Annotated in this window: 16 protein-coding genes; 7 read left to right on the top strand and 9 right to left on the bottom strand. The window is 65.9% G+C overall.

Features of this window, described 5'->3' with window-relative positions; all coding sequences use genetic code 11:
• Positions 1-244 precede the first annotated feature (244 nt).
• The gene (locus tag AC1DFR_RS16535; RefSeq protein WP_476873922.1) at positions 245-1,354 is read left to right on the top strand and encodes a glycoside hydrolase family 16 protein; all 1,110 of its coding nucleotides are present in this window, start codon (positions 245-247) and stop codon (positions 1,352-1,354) included.
• A gap of 91 nt (positions 1,355-1,445) precedes the next feature.
• Here AC1DFR_RS16535 and AC1DFR_RS16540 read toward each other — a convergent pair whose 3' ends face one another.
• The gene (locus AC1DFR_RS16540) at positions 1,446-2,099 is read right to left on the bottom strand and encodes an aspartate/glutamate racemase family protein (protein ID WP_476873923.1); all 654 of its coding nucleotides are present in this window, start codon (positions 2,097-2,099) and stop codon (positions 1,446-1,448) included.
• Positions 2,100-2,403: 304 nt separating this feature from the next.
• Here AC1DFR_RS16540 and AC1DFR_RS16545 point away from each other — a divergent pair, with 304 nt between their 5' ends.
• Complete coding sequence (locus AC1DFR_RS16545; RefSeq protein WP_476873924.1) at positions 2,404-2,742, top strand: hypothetical protein; 339 nt, start codon at positions 2,404-2,406, stop codon at positions 2,740-2,742.
• Between the two features lie 9 nt (positions 2,743-2,751).
• Here AC1DFR_RS16545 and AC1DFR_RS16550 read toward each other — a convergent pair whose 3' ends face one another.
• The 4 genes from AC1DFR_RS16550 to AC1DFR_RS16565 form a co-directional block, all read right to left on the bottom strand.
• Entirely contained in the window at positions 2,752-3,573 is an 822-nt protein-coding gene (locus AC1DFR_RS16550; RefSeq protein ID WP_476873925.1) for a glycoside hydrolase family 16 protein, read from the bottom strand.
• A 54-nt stretch (positions 3,574-3,627) separates the two neighbouring features.
• Positions 3,628-4,599, bottom strand: coding sequence for a dienelactone hydrolase family protein (locus AC1DFR_RS16555; RefSeq protein ID WP_476873926.1), 972 nt, complete (start codon positions 4,597-4,599; stop codon positions 3,628-3,630).
• Positions 4,600-4,782: 183 nt separating this feature from the next.
• A complete protein-coding gene (locus AC1DFR_RS16560) occupies positions 4,783-5,211 on the bottom strand; it encodes a nuclear transport factor 2 family protein (RefSeq protein ID WP_223916821.1) in 429 nt (142 codons plus the stop codon).
• Between the two features lie 231 nt (positions 5,212-5,442).
• Positions 5,443-8,745 carry a choice-of-anchor D domain-containing protein gene (locus AC1DFR_RS16565; protein WP_476873927.1) on the bottom strand — a complete coding sequence of 1,101 codons (3,303 nt, stop codon included), beginning with the start codon at positions 8,743-8,745 and terminating at the stop codon, positions 5,443-5,445.
• A 1,119-nt stretch (positions 8,746-9,864) separates the two neighbouring features.
• On the opposite strand from AC1DFR_RS16565, the gene AC1DFR_RS16570 reads away from it, so the two are divergent.
• Entirely contained in the window at positions 9,865-10,560 is a 696-nt protein-coding gene (locus tag AC1DFR_RS16570; protein ID WP_476873928.1) for a maleylpyruvate isomerase family mycothiol-dependent enzyme, read from the top strand.
• Between the two features lie 105 nt (positions 10,561-10,665).
• Positions 10,666-11,706 (top strand): Gfo/Idh/MocA family protein, encoded by a 1,041-nt coding sequence (locus AC1DFR_RS16575; RefSeq protein WP_476873929.1) that lies wholly within the window; start codon positions 10,666-10,668, stop codon positions 11,704-11,706.
• 50 nt (positions 11,707-11,756) lie between these two features.
• Here AC1DFR_RS16575 and AC1DFR_RS16580 read toward each other — a convergent pair whose 3' ends face one another.
• Together AC1DFR_RS16580 and AC1DFR_RS16585 are read right to left on the bottom strand one after the other, a co-directional pair.
• A complete protein-coding gene (locus AC1DFR_RS16580) occupies positions 11,757-12,875 on the bottom strand; it encodes an aminotransferase class V-fold PLP-dependent enzyme (RefSeq protein ID WP_476873930.1) in 1,119 nt (372 codons plus the stop codon).
• A gap of 12 nt (positions 12,876-12,887) precedes the next feature.
• Positions 12,888-13,403 carry a mycothiol transferase gene (locus AC1DFR_RS16585; RefSeq protein ID WP_476873931.1) on the bottom strand — a complete coding sequence of 172 codons (516 nt, stop codon included), beginning with the start codon at positions 13,401-13,403 and terminating at the stop codon, positions 12,888-12,890.
• A gap of 204 nt (positions 13,404-13,607) precedes the next feature.
• Here AC1DFR_RS16585 and nicT point away from each other — a divergent pair, with 204 nt between their 5' ends.
• Positions 13,608-14,717 carry a Nickel transporter NicT gene (nicT, locus tag AC1DFR_RS16590; RefSeq protein WP_476873932.1) on the top strand — a complete coding sequence of 370 codons (1,110 nt, stop codon included), beginning with the start codon at positions 13,608-13,610 and terminating at the stop codon, positions 14,715-14,717.
• Between the two features lie 22 nt (positions 14,718-14,739).
• On the opposite strand, the gene AC1DFR_RS16595 is transcribed toward nicT, so the two are convergent.
• On the bottom strand, positions 14,740-16,062 hold the full coding sequence (locus AC1DFR_RS16595; RefSeq protein WP_476873933.1) for a right-handed parallel beta-helix repeat-containing protein: 1,323 nt from the start codon (positions 16,060-16,062) through the stop codon (positions 14,740-14,742).
• A 344-nt stretch (positions 16,063-16,406) separates the two neighbouring features.
• Between AC1DFR_RS16595 and AC1DFR_RS16600 the strand changes: the two genes are divergently transcribed.
• Positions 16,407-17,351, top strand: coding sequence for an alpha/beta fold hydrolase (locus AC1DFR_RS16600; RefSeq protein WP_476873934.1), 945 nt, complete (start codon positions 16,407-16,409; stop codon positions 17,349-17,351).
• Positions 17,352-17,353: 2 nt separating this feature from the next.
• Here the strand turns inward: AC1DFR_RS16600 and AC1DFR_RS16605 are convergent, their stop codons facing one another.
• A complete protein-coding gene (locus tag AC1DFR_RS16605) occupies positions 17,354-17,854 on the bottom strand; it encodes a TetR/AcrR family transcriptional regulator (RefSeq protein ID WP_459385007.1) in 501 nt (166 codons plus the stop codon).
• A gap of 285 nt (positions 17,855-18,139) precedes the next feature.
• Here AC1DFR_RS16605 and AC1DFR_RS16610 point away from each other — a divergent pair, with 285 nt between their 5' ends.
• Positions 18,140-18,595 carry an LURP-one-related/scramblase family protein gene (locus AC1DFR_RS16610; protein ID WP_476873935.1) on the top strand — a complete coding sequence of 152 codons (456 nt, stop codon included), beginning with the start codon at positions 18,140-18,142 and terminating at the stop codon, positions 18,593-18,595.
• The last annotated feature ends 5 nt before the right edge of the window (positions 18,596-18,600 follow it).

Raw genomic sequence — 18,600 nt, forward strand, 5'->3', positions numbered from 1 at the left:
ATGCGGAACGTCCCGGATCCGGGAGGTTTGCGGGCTGAGGTAACGGTCCGGTAACGTTGGCGGCTGGCCGTGAGGCCCGGCCCGAATGCAGGGCCCCGGACCGCCCCTTTGCAGGGCCCCGTTGCGCCGTTCGGCGTCTGCTCGCCCATGCCTTGCGGCAGGGGCCGGATGAAACTTCCCGCATTATCCGCCGCCCAGGCAGCGTCGGTTGTGCGTGCCAGCCACGAAAGCCCGGAGGGGTCCGTTGTTCAAGAAAACACCGCTGTTCAATAAATCAACGTTCAAAGATGCACGGCCGAAGGCACGCTCCACGGCACCACAGCTCAACAAAGTAGCGATTGCGCTGAGCCTGGGCGCACTGTCCCTGACCGGCTGCAGCGCCGGTCCCACGACGGGCGCCGCAGCCGTTACACCGGCCACCGGGGCCGCGCATTCTGCTGCGGGCTCCACGTCCCCGGCGGCAACCCAGGCCGCGCATCCTGCCGCGAAGGCCCCAGCCTCGGTGGCCGCAGCACCGAAGCCGGCGGCCCCCAAGCCTGCCACCAGCACCACCGGTGCACCTGCGGCTCCCGGAACCGATGCGGCACCTGCACGGGCCGCCGCGCCGGTCGCGCCTGCGGCTGGCGCCCAAGCGGCAGCCGCTCCGGCGCCGACGGCGGTAACGGCGCCCGTCGCTGCCCAGGCTGCCGTCGCCGCGACCGGCGACGGTTCCCAGGCCGCCACGGCACGGGGCTGGGGTTCGGTTGTCGCGGGTGACGAGTTCTCCAAGGCCGGCGCCCCCGACTCCACCAAGTGGAGCGTCTTCAAGGGATCCGGACATGCCGGCAAGGGTGTCAGGAGCCCGCAGGCCTGGTCGGTTGCCAATGGCGTGGCCACAGTCAGCGGCGACTCGGCCGGCACCACGGGCGGCATGTCGGCTAAATTTGCCCAGCAGAAATACGGCAAGTGGGAGACGCGCATGCGGACCAGCGCCCGGGACCCGGAGTACCACCCCGTGCTGATCCTGTGGCCCAACAACAACACCTCCCCCAACTGCGCCGAGATCGACTACGCCGAGGGCAGCACCAACACCGCACAGATCAAGTTCTTCCTGCACTATGCCTGCGGCGGCTCGAACTTCCAGACCACGGCGGCCAAGACGATCGACACCACCCAGTGGCACAACTACGCAGTGGAGTGGACCCCGGCCGGCATCACCGGTTACATCGACGGCGTCAAGACCTTCTCCGACACGAACCCCGCGCACCTGCCCTCCGTGGGCATGCACCAGACACTGCAGCTGGACTGGTTCCCCGACGGGTCGGCCACCAAGCCTTCACAGATGCAGGTCGACTGGGTCCGCGTCTACAAGTAGGACCGGCAAATCGCCAGGCAGCCCCGCGCCGTACTGCGGCGCGGGGCTGCCTTGGTGTTGGCCGAGGACGCGCCGCTACAGGCGGCAGGACTCAAACCCCTTGAAGTTCCCGGGCGGCTACCGCTGAGACCAGCATCGAACCGGCTGCCGTCACGGCGTCGACCACCGGAACCCCGAGCCGGCGGCGGAGCACGTCCGCCATGCCGATGCTGCTCAGGCCCGTGCTGGCCTGGACGATCATGTCGGCGCCGGCGTCAACCAGCATGTGGGCCGCGGCGAGGGCGTCGAAAATCCCGGCAGGCATGAGGAAGGCGTCGGGTGTTTCGATCCTTCCCTGCCCGTCAATGAACAGCATGCGTTCGCCCAGTGCATCCGAGATCGGGCCCGGTACGTGTGCGCCGAGACCCAAAACTCCAATCCGGCCGCCGAAGGTCAGAGCCGCGGCCGCGGCTGCGGAGCCCGCTCCGATGACCGGGATATCCACGGCTGCCCGGGTGGCGGCCAGCCCGGGGTCGGAGGCGCAGCTGATAATCAGGGCGTCAGCGTCCCCCGCCATGTCCCTCGCCAGGCGGACGACCTTGGGGGCCGCAGATTCGAGCGACGCCTGGTCGTAGACGCCGGACGGCTGGTCCGGAATACAGCGGGATGTGACGGTAAATCCGAATGCTTCCTGGAGGAGTTTCCCGTGGGCGTGGAGCAGGCGTCGGTCCGACGTCGTCATCACCCGGATCAGTCCAACACGCATGGCGTACTACCTTTCGAACGGGTTCGTTGGTGCGAGGCTACCCGGCGAGTATTTCCGCGTCTTTTCGGGCAGATGACCAACACAAGCGCTGCAGCGGATACGCCCCGTGGCGCCGGCGGCCGTTAGCATTCCGCGGGCAGCGTCACCGTTCCTTGTGCATGAAACTTGGCGAAAACTTCGCTCCCGTGTGGGGTTGGCGGCCCGGCGTCGTTGTAGGTTTGTCACGGTGGCCCGTCTTAGGACCCGGGTACAGTACCCGGGATTGGGGGAAGGCGGCAGGCCGGTTCCGGACTCAGCCGGAACGATGACCAAAGGAACAGCCATGTCGGTGGAGCCGTCGTCCACTCCAGGACGCCTCGAAGAACAGGATCCCGAGAACTTGGTATCCGGTGCGGAACATGCCGCATCTGCCGCCGGAATCCGACATCAGGCCGCCAGAATCATTGACGCCGTCCTCGACGACAGTGCCCCGGAACAAGCCCGCGCACGTGAGCTGCTGCGCCAGCAGCTGGCTGCGCATCCCGGACATCCGGAACGGGCCCTGCTGGAGCACCTTGCGGCGTTGAAGGCTTTGGACGGGCACCGCGAAATGACGTCGGAGGCTGCCGGCCCGTTCCGGCCGGAATTTGCCTCGGGCGAGTAAGCGCAACGCTTACTTGTAAACGCGGATCCAGTCGACCTGCATCTGGCTGGGTTTGGTGGGCGTCCCGTTGGGAAACCAGTCCAGTTGCACCGTCTGGTGCATGCCTACCGTGGGCTGATGCGCCGGGTTCGTGTCCACAAACCACAATGACCCGTCGACGTATCCCTCGATCCCGGCGGGGGTCCACTCGAGCGCATAGTTGTGCCACTGTGTGGTGTCGATCGTCTTGGCCGCGGTGGTCTGGAAGTTCGGGCCACCGCAGACGTAGTGCAGGAAGAACTTGATCTGTGCGGTGTTGGTGCTGCCCTCGGCGTAGTCAATCTCGGCGCACGTGGACGAGATGTTGTTGTTCGGCCACAGGATCAGGACGGGGTGATATTGCAGATCCCGCTGGCCAATTTTCATCCTGGCCTCCCAGCGGCCGTACCGCTGTTGGGCAAACCTGGCGGACATGCCGCCGGTGGTGCCCGCGGCGTCGCCGCTGACAGTCAAGACTCCGCCGCCTACAACCAGCGCATCCGGACGCCGGATCCCCTTGCCCGCGTGCCCCGGCCCCTTGAAGACCTTCCATTTCGCGGGGTCAGGCGGCCCGGCGTAACTGAATTCGTCCCCCGCCACCACTGGGCCCCAGCCGCGGACGACGGCGGCCTGCGTCCCGTCGGAGACGGCGGCTTGCGTCCCATCGGAGACGGCGGCTTGCGTCCCGGCCGTCACGGCGGCCGCACGGTCTATCGCCGGCGCCCGTTCCCTGGACACTGGTGCGGCACCACACCCGGCAAGGGCCAAGGCGCCTGCAGCGCTCAACGCCGCGGTCCTGCGGTTTGCGAACATCGCGTCTCCATCCGGTCGGGACATGTCCGGGCCATGCTTCAGGCAAACTTGCCTTCACACATACTTGCCAAACCAGGCGAGCGTGTCGTTCCATGCGGCCGTGGCCTGCTCCTGGTTGTAGCGCGGCCCGGTGTCATTGTGGAAGGCGTGGTCCACGCCGGGATAGATCTTGAGCTCGTTCCGGACACCGGTTTTGGCCAGGGCATCCCGGAGCGCCGGCATGGCGCCGGTGATCCGCTGGTCCAGTTCGGCGTAGACGCCGAAGACGGCCGCCTTGATGGCCGGGACCTTGTCCAGGTCAGGCGCGGGTCCGTAGAACGCCGAGGTCGCCAACAGGCCCGGGATCGCCGTCGCCGACTGCCACGTGATGCCGCCACCGAAGCAGAAGCCGTTCATGGCGATCCGCCCGTGATCAACGAAGTCCTGGGCGTTCAGGTAGTCAAAGCCGGCCGTGAAGTCGGAAACGTGACGCTGCGCCCCGGCCTGGGTCAGTGCTCCCGGGACAGCATCCGGGTCCATGCCCGCGGTACCGCCTTCCCTGCTCAGCAGGTCCAGGGCCAGAACCGCGTATCCGGCTTTGGCGAAGCGGCGCGCCACATCCTGGATATGCGGTGTCAGCCCGCGGTTCTCGTGGCAGACCAGCACGGCCGGTCCGGCGGCCCCGTGGTCGGGCCGTGCGAGATAGCCACTGATGTCGGTGCCGCCCGATGCGAATTGCACGGTCGCCGTCGTCAGCCCGGCCGCGCCCTCCGGGACCGACAACGGGCTTTTGGCCCCCGGCACCGCGCCCGCGGACACTGTGCCGGACCCCGGCGCGGACGACGTCGGCGTCGGCATGGGATCGGTACTGCGGGGAACCTCCTCGGGCGTGCAGCCCACCAGGAGCATCGCTGCCGAGGCCGCCGCCATGCTGCCGGTGATGAACGCCACCCGGCGCGTGAACGTGTGCTGGCTCATGACGCCGGAGCGGTAGTCGTCGAAGAATTCCTCAATCAGGTACTTCTCAAACTTGCCAAGCTGGGTCATGGCGGGCCTCCTCAGTGTGCCGATCATCCTCCTCCGAAGTCAGATGTCCGGCAAGGGTCCTGCACAGGCCGGCCCAACGGCGCCACTTCCCAACAACGACGACGCCTCGACGCAGCCCCGGCACCAGGCCACAACGGTCAAACGCGCGCGCAGCCTTCTCCCAGCCGCCTGAGGCCAGCCATTTCAGTCCTCGGGTTCCGAGGGCCGGGCAGGCCGGCGCCCCGACAGCGTCTGGACTGCCTCTGCGATGCCCTCATCCCCTCGTTCAATCTCTTGCATGTAGAGTCTTCCGCTCGTAATGAGGCCGTCCTCGATCTCGAAAATCGTCACCCCGCGCATGTCGAAGGGCCGCCCATCAGTCCGGGTGCCGGCCCAGGTCCATTCGCTCCACGTGGTATTACCGTCGTCCACGGAGCGGAGCACTTCTGCGTGAAAATCGGGAACGCCAGCGAACATCGCTGCCCAGTTCGCGTGCATCTGCGCCCGTCCCACAAATGCCCTGCCCGGGTGGACCGGCTGCACGCTTTTGTACGACTCATGGAACAACGCGGCCGCTGCCTCAAGGTCGTGGTCATTGAACGCAGCAAGCAGGCGCTGGATAAATTGGCTCATGTGATCACTCCTCGGTGTGGCGGAGCTCGTGCTCTGTTTCATGCACAGGCCCATTAACGGGCCCCCACTAGGGCCGGGATCCGGCCAGCCCGCATCGTCAATCTACGCCTCCGCCGTCGCCCGGTTCCAGACCGATTAGGTCTGGCCGCACAGGTCCGGACCGATCGGGCCCAGACCGGTGAGGTCCAGGCGCCAATCGGTCCGGGAATTCCTGAACTGACGCGGGCACGGCTATCCGGTGACCTTCCTGGCCGTCGCGTTCCACGTCAGCCGCCCGCGCTGGAAATCCGTTGCCCGGCCGACCGATACCGTATACGAGTCGCTCGTGGGATAACCCAACCGGCTAGTCTCCCAGCCGAGCGAGGCCCACCTATTCCGGATCGCACCTGTCACCGAGTACGCCCGGGTAGTCGGCGTCCAGAAGATCGATGCCCCACCCGAACCGGAGAAGTGGTTGTACCGGCCCACCTTGTCCGGTGTGCCCTTCTCGTCCGTTATGGGATACCGCAGTGGCCCGGTCTCCCAGCCAAGTGCCGCCCATTTCGATCGGATCGACCCAAGGACAAAGTGCGCCCCCGTCGCCGGCGACCAGAAGATCGAGTTTCCACCCGCACCTGAGAAGTGGTTGAACCGCCCTACCTTGTCCGCGGACGCCGTAGTGTCGGAGGTCGGATAGCCCAGGCCCGACTCCCAGCCCAGCGACGCCCACTTAGCACGGACCGGCCCTGTCACCGAGTGGGCCTTGGTTTTCGGTGTCCAGTAGATCGAGGCCCCACCCGCACCGGAGAAGTGGTTGTACCGTCCCACTCCGTCCGGGGCGTGCTTCTCGTCAGTGATCGGATAGCCCAACGGCCCTGTCTCCGCGCCCAGTGCCATCCATTTCGATCGGATCGACCCAAGGACAAAGTGCGCTCCGGTCGTCGGAGAAAAGTAGATCGAGGACCCGTCCGAACCGGAGAAGTGGCTGTACGCACCAACGCCGTCCGGCGAAGCTTGCCCGTCGGAAGTCGGGAAGCCCAGGATGCCGGCGGCACCGCCGGCTGCCTTGTAGCGGCGGCTGATCTCGCCGCGGACCGAATGCGCCCCGGTCTTGGGTGACCAACAGATCACCCCTCCGACGTAGTCCTGGCACTTGCCTACGCCCACGGCGTACTCCGCGGTCAGCGACCGGCCAAGGCTCGACCCGGGGCGGCCCGCATTGATCTTCCAGGCATAGGCAGCGATGGGGTCGTCGGTACCGTTCCCTGTGAGCATGACCTTCTTCGCAGCTTGGCCGTCGTCCGCCGTGATCAGGTAAAAGGTCTCGCTCGTCCCTGCTTGCCCGACGGCCGCGGGCGCGAAGGTCACGGTCTGGTATGCGGTTTCACCGGCGGGAATTTTCAAGCCCTCGGAAATGGGATTGGTAGTGGAGAAGACGCCCTGCGGCGCTTTGGCCTTCGTGATGGTCATCGGGACGTTGCCGGTGTTCTTTATCTCGAAAGCCCTGGTCACCGACGTCCCGACAGGGACGTCACCGAAGTCCAGGGCGCGCGGCATCTCCAGGTGCGCCGCGCCGGAGACGGCAGTCGCGGCCACGTTGACGGTCACCTTCCCGCGGTCGCTGGTGACGACGAGGGTATCGGTCACCGGACTCGCCGATGTGGGACTGAACGTCAAGGACACCGCAATCGACGCGAGCGGCTGGATGGTCTTGCCGACCACCGGCACCGTGGCCGGGTCGACCTTGAGCTGTGCGCTGACCGGCAACGCGACGCCGGTGATCTTGGCGACTGTGGTACCGGTGTTGACGATGTTGACCGTCTGCCGGCTGACCGTCTTTGTCGGGACGTCGGTGAACTGCACCGTGGCCGGAGTCGCGCCCAGGCCCTCCTTCGTGCCGATGCCGTGGACGCCGAGGAGGTCGGTTTCGCCGTCTGAAGTTTTGACCGTCAAGGTGCCGTCCGCCTGGCCCGGAACAGTCGGCGAAAACGTCACGGGTACGGTCAGGCTCGCACCCTTGGCCAACTTCCGGGGCATCGTGAGCCCGGTTCCGATCTTGAACGGGGCGCGCGTCGTGATGGAGCTGACCGTTACCGCCCGCGACGCGGTGATCGTCACGCTTCCGGTCACGGAGGTGGCCACCTTGGCGGTGCCGAGATCGGTGTTCTTTGCCCCTACCGCCGATGTCGTCGGGGCGCCGAAGCCCAAGACGTGCCCGTCCCGCGTGCCCACGTAGACGCGGCCCTTGTCAGTGGCCACCGAGGAGAACTTGGCCCCTATGCCCAGCGGGGCGCTAAACACTTCCCTGAGGTTCCCGGTGTTATCCGGGATTGCCCGGTATGCGCGCAGTTCCGCATCGGCCCCGGTACCTGCGCTGACATAGACCACCCAGACAAGGGCGGAGGACCCGTCCGTGCCGGTGGATGTCACCGACGGGGCGCCGGAGCTGAACCCGAACGTACCAGCGGACGTTCCGACGGCTGCCAGGCTAATCCCACCGCTGGCGCCCGGCACGAGCTTGAAGGCCCTCAGGTACCCGTTGCTTTCGACGATGTAGAGATATCCGCCGCTGGGCGTCCCAAGAAACGCGGGCCGGCCCCAAACTCCGCTGTACGGTCCGGCTTTGTCCAGGACGGCGTCAGTTCCGCCCGGCCCCTGCGCCATGCCGCCCAAGTTGTCCCGGTCCAGCAGGTACATGGTGCCGTCTTTACCGATTTGGGCCAACAGGTGCGGGTGTGCAGCCGTGCCATAGCCGTCCGGGATCGCGACGGGAGCGCCGGAGCCCAGATCGGCGTCGTTCCTGTTCAGTTTCGCGTTGTCGGCCGGGCTGAAGAAGTCGGTGGCCTTCAGATTGCCGTCACTGCCGACTCGGAGCCGGACCACCGCCTCCGCCAGGGTGGTGGGGGGCTTCGATCCCGGGCCGGGCTTCGGGGAAATCCCGTTTCCCGTGGTGAGCAGGATTTGACCGGGACCGTCGGACACCAGTCCACCGCCAGATTGCCAGATCCCGCCCTCCGCATTGGCGTTGCCTGATTCGGTGGCCCACATCGTCGTCTGTCGCCCGGCGGTCGATACGCCGACGACATAACCTACGAAGGGGGTGTAGTCGCAATGGCTGGCAAACCCTGCATACACGACCCCGTTCAAGAGCAGCAGCCCTGGGCGCTGCATCGCCGTCATCGGGTTGAACGGGCGGGTGGGGTCATTTGTCGGGGCGCCTTGGATTGTGACGGGGAATCCGGGTTTCTCCGCGCCGGTCGCAACATCCAGGGAGTGCATGTACCAGTGTGGGAACTGATTGTTGGCCCCGTCATTCGTCTTCGCCAGCAGGAAGACGCTCTTCGTCACCGCGTCGTAGACCGGCGTCGAAGTAATCCCGATGTTGGGCGTGAGATCGCCGCAGCGAACGGTCGACGCCGGCCACGCCGGCCCAAGTTTACGGGTCCACTTCGCCGCACCCGTGGCGCCGTCCAGCCCGTAAACGGCATTGTTTTCCGTCGCCGCAATCACGGTACTGCCTACTACGAGCGGCTGGGCGTAGACCTGCCCGTCCACGGTTGCAGAGAATAGTTTGCCGAAGTTCGATGATGCGACCGCCGACGGCGAGAGCCCGGGTTCGTTTTTGTCCCAGCCTGTCCGCAGTGAATCGTGGGCGATGGTCCCCACATCCGCGACGGCGGTATGGCCGACGGAAAGCGCTGCGAGTGCGAGCGTTGCCGACAGCAGTGATGCCCAGGCGCCTCGGGACCACGGCCGGTGTCGGTGCGGAGTTGCGTGGATCGTGGCTGCCCGGTGCTTCCGGAGATGCGGTGCCCGACCCTTAAGTCCACCGCGAAGAAGGCCATTAAAATGGCCGGACGACACCCGAAATTCTGTTTGATCAAACATGGCTGAGACCCGTTTCTGACCACTACATTGACTTTATAAACCCAGTACTCTGGAGCCTAGAAGCGGGGTTTGAAGAGCGCGCGGGTGGTTGCCACTCGACTTCTCCCGGGCAATTCGCGTTTTATTTCGGGCGCTACTTGGCCGCTACTTGGGCGAACGCGGTTGTTTATTTGCTTCCCCGAAAATCCGGGCGGTCCCCAACGGGGGCGAAGCGGGCGTGGGAATGTCTCAGCGTTTCGGGCCCAAGGGCTGATTCACGACGGCGGCGAGCGCCATTCGCTCGACGGTCTCCCCTATCGGTTCATCAATGCGTGCAGGATTGCGGCACCCAGCGGTCCTGCTGTGGCCAACAACAAGAAGCCGACGGCGGGGACACCAAGCACCCACGCAACCCGGCGTCGTGCCTGGTCAATCAACCGCCGGAGGGCGGCGAAATTCCCTATGAGGTCATCCGGTTTGCCTGGCACCGCGGGCGAGCCAGGATCCGGCCCTCAGCGATTTCGCCCAGCGCACCCCGGTACCAGGGCGAGCTGGCGTCGCTCAACGGACTGGCACCGAACATCCGCCTGAGCAGCGAACGCGGCGGAACGAACGCCTGGACTGCCAGCAGCTCCTCAATCACGGACTGGGCCGCAAACCGCTCGGTCAGGCGCAGGTGCTGGGTGTCCGCTCAATGCCTCGACGCTTGTGGGACGCATGCGAGGGATGTTGCTGGCACGAGGCCCGCCCACGCTGCGTGGGTGTCGGCGCGCCGGAATCTTTGCCGCGTCGCGTTAGGCTCCTCCCATGCCGCCCGATCAATTCCTGGCCGAACTGGCCAACTCCCTGGACCACCTCGGCACGCTCGCCCGGCAGCCGCGGGACACTCTTGCCGGCGCCGTTCCGGCGTGCCCCACCTGGACGCTCGAGCAGCTCTTCGGGCATCTCGGTTCAATCGAGAGGTGGGCAGCCGGGGTGGTCCGGACGGGCACCTTTGTCCAGGAACCTGCACCGCCGGCCGAGGGCGCCGCGGCCTGGTTTCTCGCGGGCACCGCACCCTTCCTCGAGACGATGACGGGCCTTGATCCGGAGAGCGAATGCTGGACCTTTGGCCCGCCTCCGCGCACCGCCCGGTTCTGGCTTCGGCGGCAGGCCCACGAACATGCCATCCACCTGGTCGACGCCTGCCAGGCGCTTGGCCTGGAGATCCCCGCGCTGGCCGACAACTTCATGCTCGACGGTGTCGACGAGGTCCTGGCGATGTTCGCGCCGCGGCAGCTGCGACTGGACCGGATGCCGCCCCCGGACAAAGCTGTGACCTTCCAGGTGCCAGGGGCCGCCAGCTGGACACTGGGACCTGGCGCCGCCGTGGCCTTGATTTCCGCCCCGCTGCCGGTGATGTATCTGGGTCTTTGGGGTCGATCCAACCTGGCAGAGAACGCCGTCATTGAAGGTGACGCCGCCGCGGCCCTGCGTGTGCTTCGGGGTCCGCTCACACCATGAGTTCCGGCATCGGGATTAGGATACGAACACGTCCCGCGAAGCCGTGGACGCTCCACGAGCCGCCCGATGCTTTCGTGACCGCATGTTCGAAGGGAACCCAAACGCATGTCAGAGCACGCCACACCCGGCACCGCAGGTCTCTCCACGCCCCAGGCCAGATGGGGAATTCTCGGCACCGGGTTTATCGCCGGGCTGCAAACGCCGGACCTGATCGACAACGGCTCAGTGGTCCAGGCCGTCGGCTCCAGGACCATGGCATCCGCGACCGATTTCGCGGCCCGGTTTCAGATCCCCACGTCCCATGGAAGCTACGCGGACCTCGTGGCCGACCCGGACGTCGACGTTGTCTACGTTTCTACGCCGCACCCGTTCCACCACGAGAATGCGCTGTTGGCCCTGGACGCCGGTAAACACGTGCTGATCGAAAAGCCCTTCGCCATGAACGCCTGGCAGGCCCGGGAGATCGTGGAGCTCGCCGAGACGAAGGGGCTGATCGCCCTTGAGGCCATGTGGACACGCTACCTTCCGCACATGGTCCGCATCCGTGAGCTGATTCGGTCCGGCGCCCTGGGCGAGGTCCGCACAGTGATCGCTGACCACAACCAGAATCTGCCCAAGGATCCGGCGCACCGCCTCAACGACCCGGCGCTGGGCGGCGGAGCGCTCCTGGACCTGGGCATCTACCCCGTCTCCTTCGCCTTCGACGTCTTCGGGGTGCCGACCGGGATCCGGGCAGCGGCCAGCATGACTGAAACCGGAGTTGACCGGCAGACCGCGATGATCTTCGAATACGGTGACGGGCAGCAGGCCGTGCTGCACTGCGCGCTGGACACGGCAGGACCAAACCAGGCCTCGATCATCGGAACCGAAGGCCGGATCGAGATCCCGTCAGTCTGGTACACGCCGTCGGCCTTCACCAGGTACGACGCCGACGGAAACATCGTCGAGCGATTCGATGAACCCGTCACCGGCCGCGGCATGCAATACCAGGCGCGGGAAATGGAGCGGCTCATTGCGGCCGGCTCCATTGCCAACGACATCCTGCCGCCCCGGCAGAGCGTTCAGGTCATGGAGGCCATGGACGAAGTTCGGCGCCAGATCGGCCTCGCCTACGCCAGCGACGACAAGGACCACGGGCGCGAATAGTAACGGTGCTGGGGCGGCCCCAGTTTTCCGTGAGGAGGCACGGCCGACGCTCACCCTCGCCCGATCAGCCCGGCCACGCGATCGAGTTCTTCATCCAGATTGTAGAAATGTACCGCCAGCCGGATTCTGCCCTCCCGGACCGATGCCACCACGTTGGCCTGGCGGAACCGCGCCAGGACCGCCTCGGTGTCTGTCACCGGCACGGAGAAGATCGTGGAGCGGTGCTGCTCGGCGAACGGCCGGAACGAGGAGCCCTGCGCCGCCAGGGCCTCCTGAAGGTGAAGGGCGAGCCGGGCGTTGCGATCGAGCAAGGCCCCGATCCCAAACCTGCGGAAGATGCCGAGCGCCGCCTGCTCGGCCAGGGCGGGAAACCAGGCCAAGGAGGTGTCGAGCTTCGAGGCCGTGGGTGAGAGGTCCATGGCCGGTCCGTAGAAGCTCCCGGCCGGGTTGCGCGCGGCCTTCCAGCCGGGACCGACGGGCTGGATCCGGTCAAGCAGTCCGCTGCGGACATAGAGGTAGCCCATGCCCCGGGAGCCGAGCAGGAACTTGTGGCTCGCGGCGGCCAGGAAATCCACGCCGTCGCGCACCACATCCAGGGGCACCGCGCCCGCGGCCTGGCAGGCGTCGACGAAGAACCAGGCGCCGGAGCGGGCCGCGACCCGGCTGAGCGCGGCCAGGTCCGCCCGGTAGCCGTTGGCCGAATGGACGGCACTCACGGCGATCAGGCGGGTGCCGCCGTCGGCCGCCTGGCCAAATTCCTCGGCCGTCACGCCGTCCCCGCCCGGTGCCACGGCGCGGACCCCGTAACCGCGGTTCCGGAGCAGGAGCCAGGGGTAGTAGTTCGAGGCGAATTCGTTCCCGGCAACCACGACGTTCTCGCCGCGCTTCGCCGGCGGCAGGTTGGCGGCCACTATCCCGGCGGCGGAGCTCACGGCCGGGACGATCGCGATCTCCCCCGCCGTCGCCCCGACGATCTCCGCGAACATGGTGCGGGCCTCCTCCCCTGCCCGCTCGGCATCCATCCAGTCGAACCTGCCGGCGGACCATCGCTTGACGGCCAGCTCGTACGCCTCGCGGGCGGGTGCACAGCCGACGTTCATCGAGGCGGTGTTGAGATAGATGGTTTCCTGTAGCCCCGGGAAGAGTCCGCGAATTTCGGCCGCCTGCATGGCACGGACCGCCTAGCCGTGCCCGCGCGCGGAGTCCAGGCCCTTTGCGTAGGCCGCCTGCCCCACGTGCTGGAGGCAGTCGGCAATCGTGCTGACCAGCCGCACCCCGAGGGTGACGGGCGGGTCCCAGCGGGTATCGACGATGCGGTCGAAGTCGTCGTCGCCGAGGTGCTCCAGGAAATTCACGGTCTGCCGGTGGACGGCTTCGTAGTATTCGAGCAACAGTTCCGGCGGTGCCTGCACCGCGTCCACCTGGCCGCTCGTATGGCCGTAGCCGGTGTCCCGCTTGGAGAGCGGCAGGCCGAAGCGGGCGGCAAACCCCTCCGAGGTCCACACCTGGTCCAGGCCCGCGGCGGAGGCGACTTGCGCGTCCTCGACCCTGCTGAGGTGCCAGATGAGCCAGGCCATTGAATTCCCGTTGACTCCGGGCCGTCGGAGCAGGGTGGCATCATCAACCCCGGCCAGGGCCGCGGCCACCGTCTCACGGATCCGGCCGAAGGCATCCAGCAGCAGTTCATTGGATTTCATCGAGTCCCCTCCCTGTGCATGATCGGAGTGCTTGCATGATCGGTGATCCCCATGCTTGCATGGAGGCCGCACCGGCGGATAGGGCCGGGCGTCGCCGTGTCAACGGCGCACGCGGAGACGATGACGGGGGCAACACGGCCACGCGCAGTTCCGCAGTCCGCGAGGTCTTGGCAGCGGCGACCCCCGCGCCTACCCTTACGGATTATGAGCAACTTGTTGCCTGTAGCGCAGCCGGTTCGGGCGACGTCCAGTCGCTGGGAACGCCGTGACAAGTTCCATCTCGCCGGCATCACCGGCTTCGTCCTCCTGCTCAACGTGGTCGGCTGGAGTGTGCTGACCCTGGCCGTGGCTCCGCAGAACTTCGCGCTGGGCCGCTCCGGCGTGTACGGGGTGGGGCTGGGCGTTACCGCCTTTCTGCTGGGGGTGCGGCACGCGTTCGACGCCGACCACATCGCCGTCATCGACAACACCACCCGCAAGCTGGTCGGTGAGGGAAAGGCCGCGCTGGGGGTGGGCTTCTGGTTCTCGCTGGGCCACTCCACCGTGGTGTTCGGCGCGGCGCTGCTCCTGGCCCTCGGCGCGAGGGCCATGGCCGGCACAGTGCGGGACGGGGACTCGGCACTGGTGCAGACGCTGGGACTGGTGGGAAGCGTCGTGGCTGGAACGTTCCTGATCCTGATCGGTCTGACGAACCTCGCCTCGGTGGTCGGCATCGCCCGGGTGTTCCGCGGGATGCGGACCGGGGAACTGGACGAGGCTGAGCTTGAGCACCAGCTCAACAACCGGGGCTTCCTGGCAAGGCTCCTCGGCGGAACCATCCGGCGGATCATCAAGCCATGGCACATCTATCCCGTCGGCCTGCTGATGGGCCTGGGATTCGACACCGCCTCCCAGGTAGCCCTGCTCGTGCTCGCCGCCGGTTCCGCGGCCTTCTCCCTGCCCTGGTACGCCATCCTGGTCCTCCCGGTGCTGTTTGCCGCCGGAATGAGCATTTTCGACACCGCCGACGGCGTGTTCATGTCCCGGGCTTATGGGTGGGCGTTCCTGAAGCCGGTCCGCAAGGTCTTCTACAACCTCACAGTCACGGTGCTCTCGGTGATTGTGGCGCTGGTGGTCGGTGTCACCGTGCTGCTTGGGCTCGTGGCGGACAAACTGGGACTCGAATCGGGGCCGGCGGCCGCCATCGGTTCGCTGGACCTCGAAAACGTCGGGTACATCGTCGTCGGACTCTTCGTCATCATCTGGCTGATCGCGCTCGCCGTCTGGAAATTTGGCCGGATCGAGCAGCGCTGGAGCCACGCCGGCACAAGCTGAGCGGATGCGGGCGCAACGTAGGTCAGCAGCTGGGCGAGTCGAACTCGTAGGCCCCCGAATCGGCAGCGGCCGTCCCGTTGCAGTCCCCGTCCTGGGGCACCGGACTTCCGGCGAGGTCGACGGCGGACAGGCTCGTTCCGGCGCGGTCGATGGCCGGGCTGGTGCCGGTCAGGCGGAGATCGGCCGGTGCGTTCACGAAGCGCGCAGACGCAGTGGTGGACGTGCTGTTCGGTACGAAGTTGACCGGGCCATTGAGGACGTTCTGGTTCTCGGTCCAACCCGAGCCGTTGATCCATAAGGAGTTCCTGACGCCCGCCAGGATGTTGCCGCGGATCACGGTCGATGCAGGGCAGCCCGCATGGCAGACAACGGCCTGGGACTGTGGCCCGTTCAGATACACGGTGTTGAATTCGAAGACTGTGCCGTTCGTCGGCCCGAAGGACGTCCCTGCACCGCGGGCGATCAAGCCCTTGGCCTGGGCACAGTTGGCACCACAGGTCGACCGGACCAGGTTGTAGCGGTAGGTGTTGCCGTCGGCCGTCCCGGAGGACCTTCCGATCTCGGAGAAGTTGTTGTTGTCCAAGGACACATTGTGATGGATGTAGTTCCGGCTGCCGTTGTAGATTTCGAAAGAACCGCCGTCGCGGGTGTAATCGTAGGAAAACGCAGTGGAGCCGCTGACCGTGTTGCCGGAAAGTTCGTTGTCGTTGCCGTTGATCAGCACGCCGGAAGCGCCCGAGTCGTCATTGCAGTTCACGGCCTGGGGTGTCCCGCAGTTCGTGCCCTGCGTCAGGACGTTCATGACGTTGTTGTTGGTCAGGACGTTGCCGGTGTATTTCCCGAAGTCAGACCCGGTCCCCGCCTTGATGCCAACAGCGTTGTTGGAGGCACTGGAATTCCGGACCGTATTGCGGTCGCCGGTGACGCTGATGCCCGCGTAGCCGCAGGAGACGCCCCGAAGTCCGTCAACGGTGGTGAAGTTGCCGTTGATCCTGATGCAGTTTCCAGACTTGCCGCCGGTAATCGTCGGGGCATTGCCGGTCCCGTAGCCGATCAAGGTGATGGGTGCGGCCTCGGTTCCGCTCTGGGTGGTCACAATGCCTCCGGCCCAGGTGTCGCCCCTGCGGAAACTGACCGTGTCGCCGGGCTTGAGGACGATCGAGTTGACCTTCGACAGTGACTTCCACGGCGCAGCGCTGGAGGTTCCCGGATTGGTGTCACTCCCCGAGGCACTGACGAAGTACGTAGTGCCCGCGGCCTGGGCCGGCGCCGGGAGGCCCACCGCCAACCAGCCGGCCGTCAGGATCAGGGTGGTTACGGCTGAGCGAACGGAGTTAATTCTCATGGCGATCCTCGCGGTTTGATGGTCAGAGGAGGAGAGCTCCGCGACCTTGAGTATGTCCGCTCCGGCTGCGGCCATGAGTCGAGACGCGGGCTTAGGTCATCCGCCGACCCTAGTGGGCGGGGGTTGTAAAAAGCTTGGGCATGATCAACCAGAGCTTTATCTCAAACAGCGCTGTATAATTTATTTTGGTCAGCAAAAGTGCCTGACCGGACCGGTCCCAGCGCGGAGACGTCGCACCGCCTACCTCAGTTCCTTCGTCCTGGAGTCTTGCCATGATGCCGCGCCCTACCCTCCCAGTCCTGGACAATCCGCCCCGCAAGCGTCGGTGGAGGCGGGGCCATCGCATGGCGGGGGTAGTGGCGCTGAGCATTGCCGGCTTGCTCGCCGCCTCGACGTCGGCCAATCTCATCCTGGAACAGATCGAAAAGTCCCACACGGTCGCATACGGCGAAATGGTTCACCTCAATGAGGGAACCATCAATGTCACCCGCACCGGCGAGACCGGGCCGACGGTCGTGCTGCTCAGTGGACTCGGGACCCCTGCCCCGGGGCTCGATTTTGCCCCCCTGGTCCGGGAAATGCGCGGCTTCCGAACAGTGGTTGTTGAGGGATTCGGCTACGGCTTAAGCGACATGACTGCCCGGCCAAGGACCGTTGAAAACATCGCCGAAGAACTTCATGAAGTGCTGTCAAAGCTCGGCATCAGGGCGCCCTACACTCTCATGGGCCACTCGATCGCCGGCTTTTCCACGCTGTACTACGCGAACAAGTATCCAGCGGAGGTGTCCGCCGTTATCGGCATCGACCCCACCGTTCCGGCCAGCAGGATGTCCGTAGGCGGAACCACCGACCCCGCCGAGGCTCCTGCAGCGGGCTACTGGTGGGCGCACGCACCGTCGACCACAGGCCTGGTCCGCTGGGCCACGGCGCTGGGTTTTGGAGAACCCGGCGGCGGCAGCTTCACGGCAGCAGAACGCCAACAAATGCGTCAGATAACGAGCTGGAACTTCGGCAACGCGGCAGTCACTGATGAAACTCTCCGGATGGGCGAGAATGCCGCCATGCTCCAGGATCTCCGCTACCCCGACGCACTTCCGGTGCTCTACTTCCTGTCACAGGACACGATGAACCAGCAGCCGGACTGGTACGGCGCGCACGAACGGCAGCTGGCCAACGTACGGCGCCACGAGCTGGTGGTCCTTGGGGGCGAGCACTACCTGCACTGGACGCAGTCCAAGGCCATGGCAACGAAGATCACCGAGTTCCTGCGCCACGGCGGCACCCGGTAGATCTAGTGGAGAGACTTATCGGTCGGCAGGTCCGGCGGGACCAGGAGGGCCCGGATCGTTGACGGAAGGATCTTTGCCGCCGCGACCTCATCCAGTCGTTCCGCCCGGATTTCGGCCGCCGCGCTGTGGAGGATGGCGTAGAAGCAGGCAGCCTGCCACGTGAGGGAATGATCGGTACGGAAGATCCCCTCACTCCTGCCCTTTTCCAGCACCGACATCACCCTGGCCAGCGGCTTGTCGTGGTGAGCCCTGATTTGGTCGGCTGAGAGGTATGGTTCGGCCGCCGCCAACAGCGCGTTGAATTGATGGAGGACCCGCCAGGATGACTGGACGATCTCCTGCAGGGAGTTCCAGGTGTCTTGCTCGATGTCTACAGCGGCGAGTTCGGCCTCGGCGCGGTCCATGGCCCTCTCGAACACCGCGCCAACCAGGTCCTTCCGGTCTGCGAAGTGGCCGTAGAGGGTCACCCTGCCCACCCCCGCAACCCGAGCAATTTCAGCCATGCTTGCACCGGGATTGTCACTGAGGCGTGTCAACGCGGCGTCAATGATGGCATCTTTGTTCCGGACGGCGTCCGCCCGCTTGGTGCGTTCTTTCTGCACTCCCGGCACCGGCCCTCCCAGCCCATTCAACTACTCAAACAATGATGTTCAGGTTACCAGCGGGGACAGGTCAGCCGCCCGGACCATCCGGTTCGGGTGAGGTGCCGGCCGGCGGAGCGGTCCTATGGTCAGGGCATGGGACTATTGCGGCACCGGCATGACGAACCCATAGGCAAGCGGTTTCAGATGCGCGAGAAACTGCTGTCGATCGGGGACGACTTCTGGATCGAAGACAGCCACGGCCAACGCGCCTACAAGGTCAACGGCAAGGCGGTCCGAATCCGGGACACGTTCGTGTTGGAGGACACCTCGGGAAACGAGGTGGCGAGCATCCAGGAGCGCAAGCTCTCGGTCCGGGACAAGGTGGCCATCGAACGCGACGGCGACACCGCCGCGACAGTCCACAAGGCCCTGGTTGGGCTCCGGGACCGCTTCTCGATCGACGTAAAAGGCGGCCCCGACATGAAGGCACACGGCAACATCGTCGACCACGAGTACGAGATCGAGCGCGACGGCCAAACGGTCGCCACGATCTCCAAGAAGTGGTTCCGCGTGCGCGAGTCCTACGGCGTCGAAGTCGCGGGCGGCGAGGACGTCCCGCTCCTCCTGGCGATCACCGTCGCCATCGACTCATTGACCTAGCCTGT

Source organism: Arthrobacter sp. 05T410 (genome assembly GCF_056396505.1).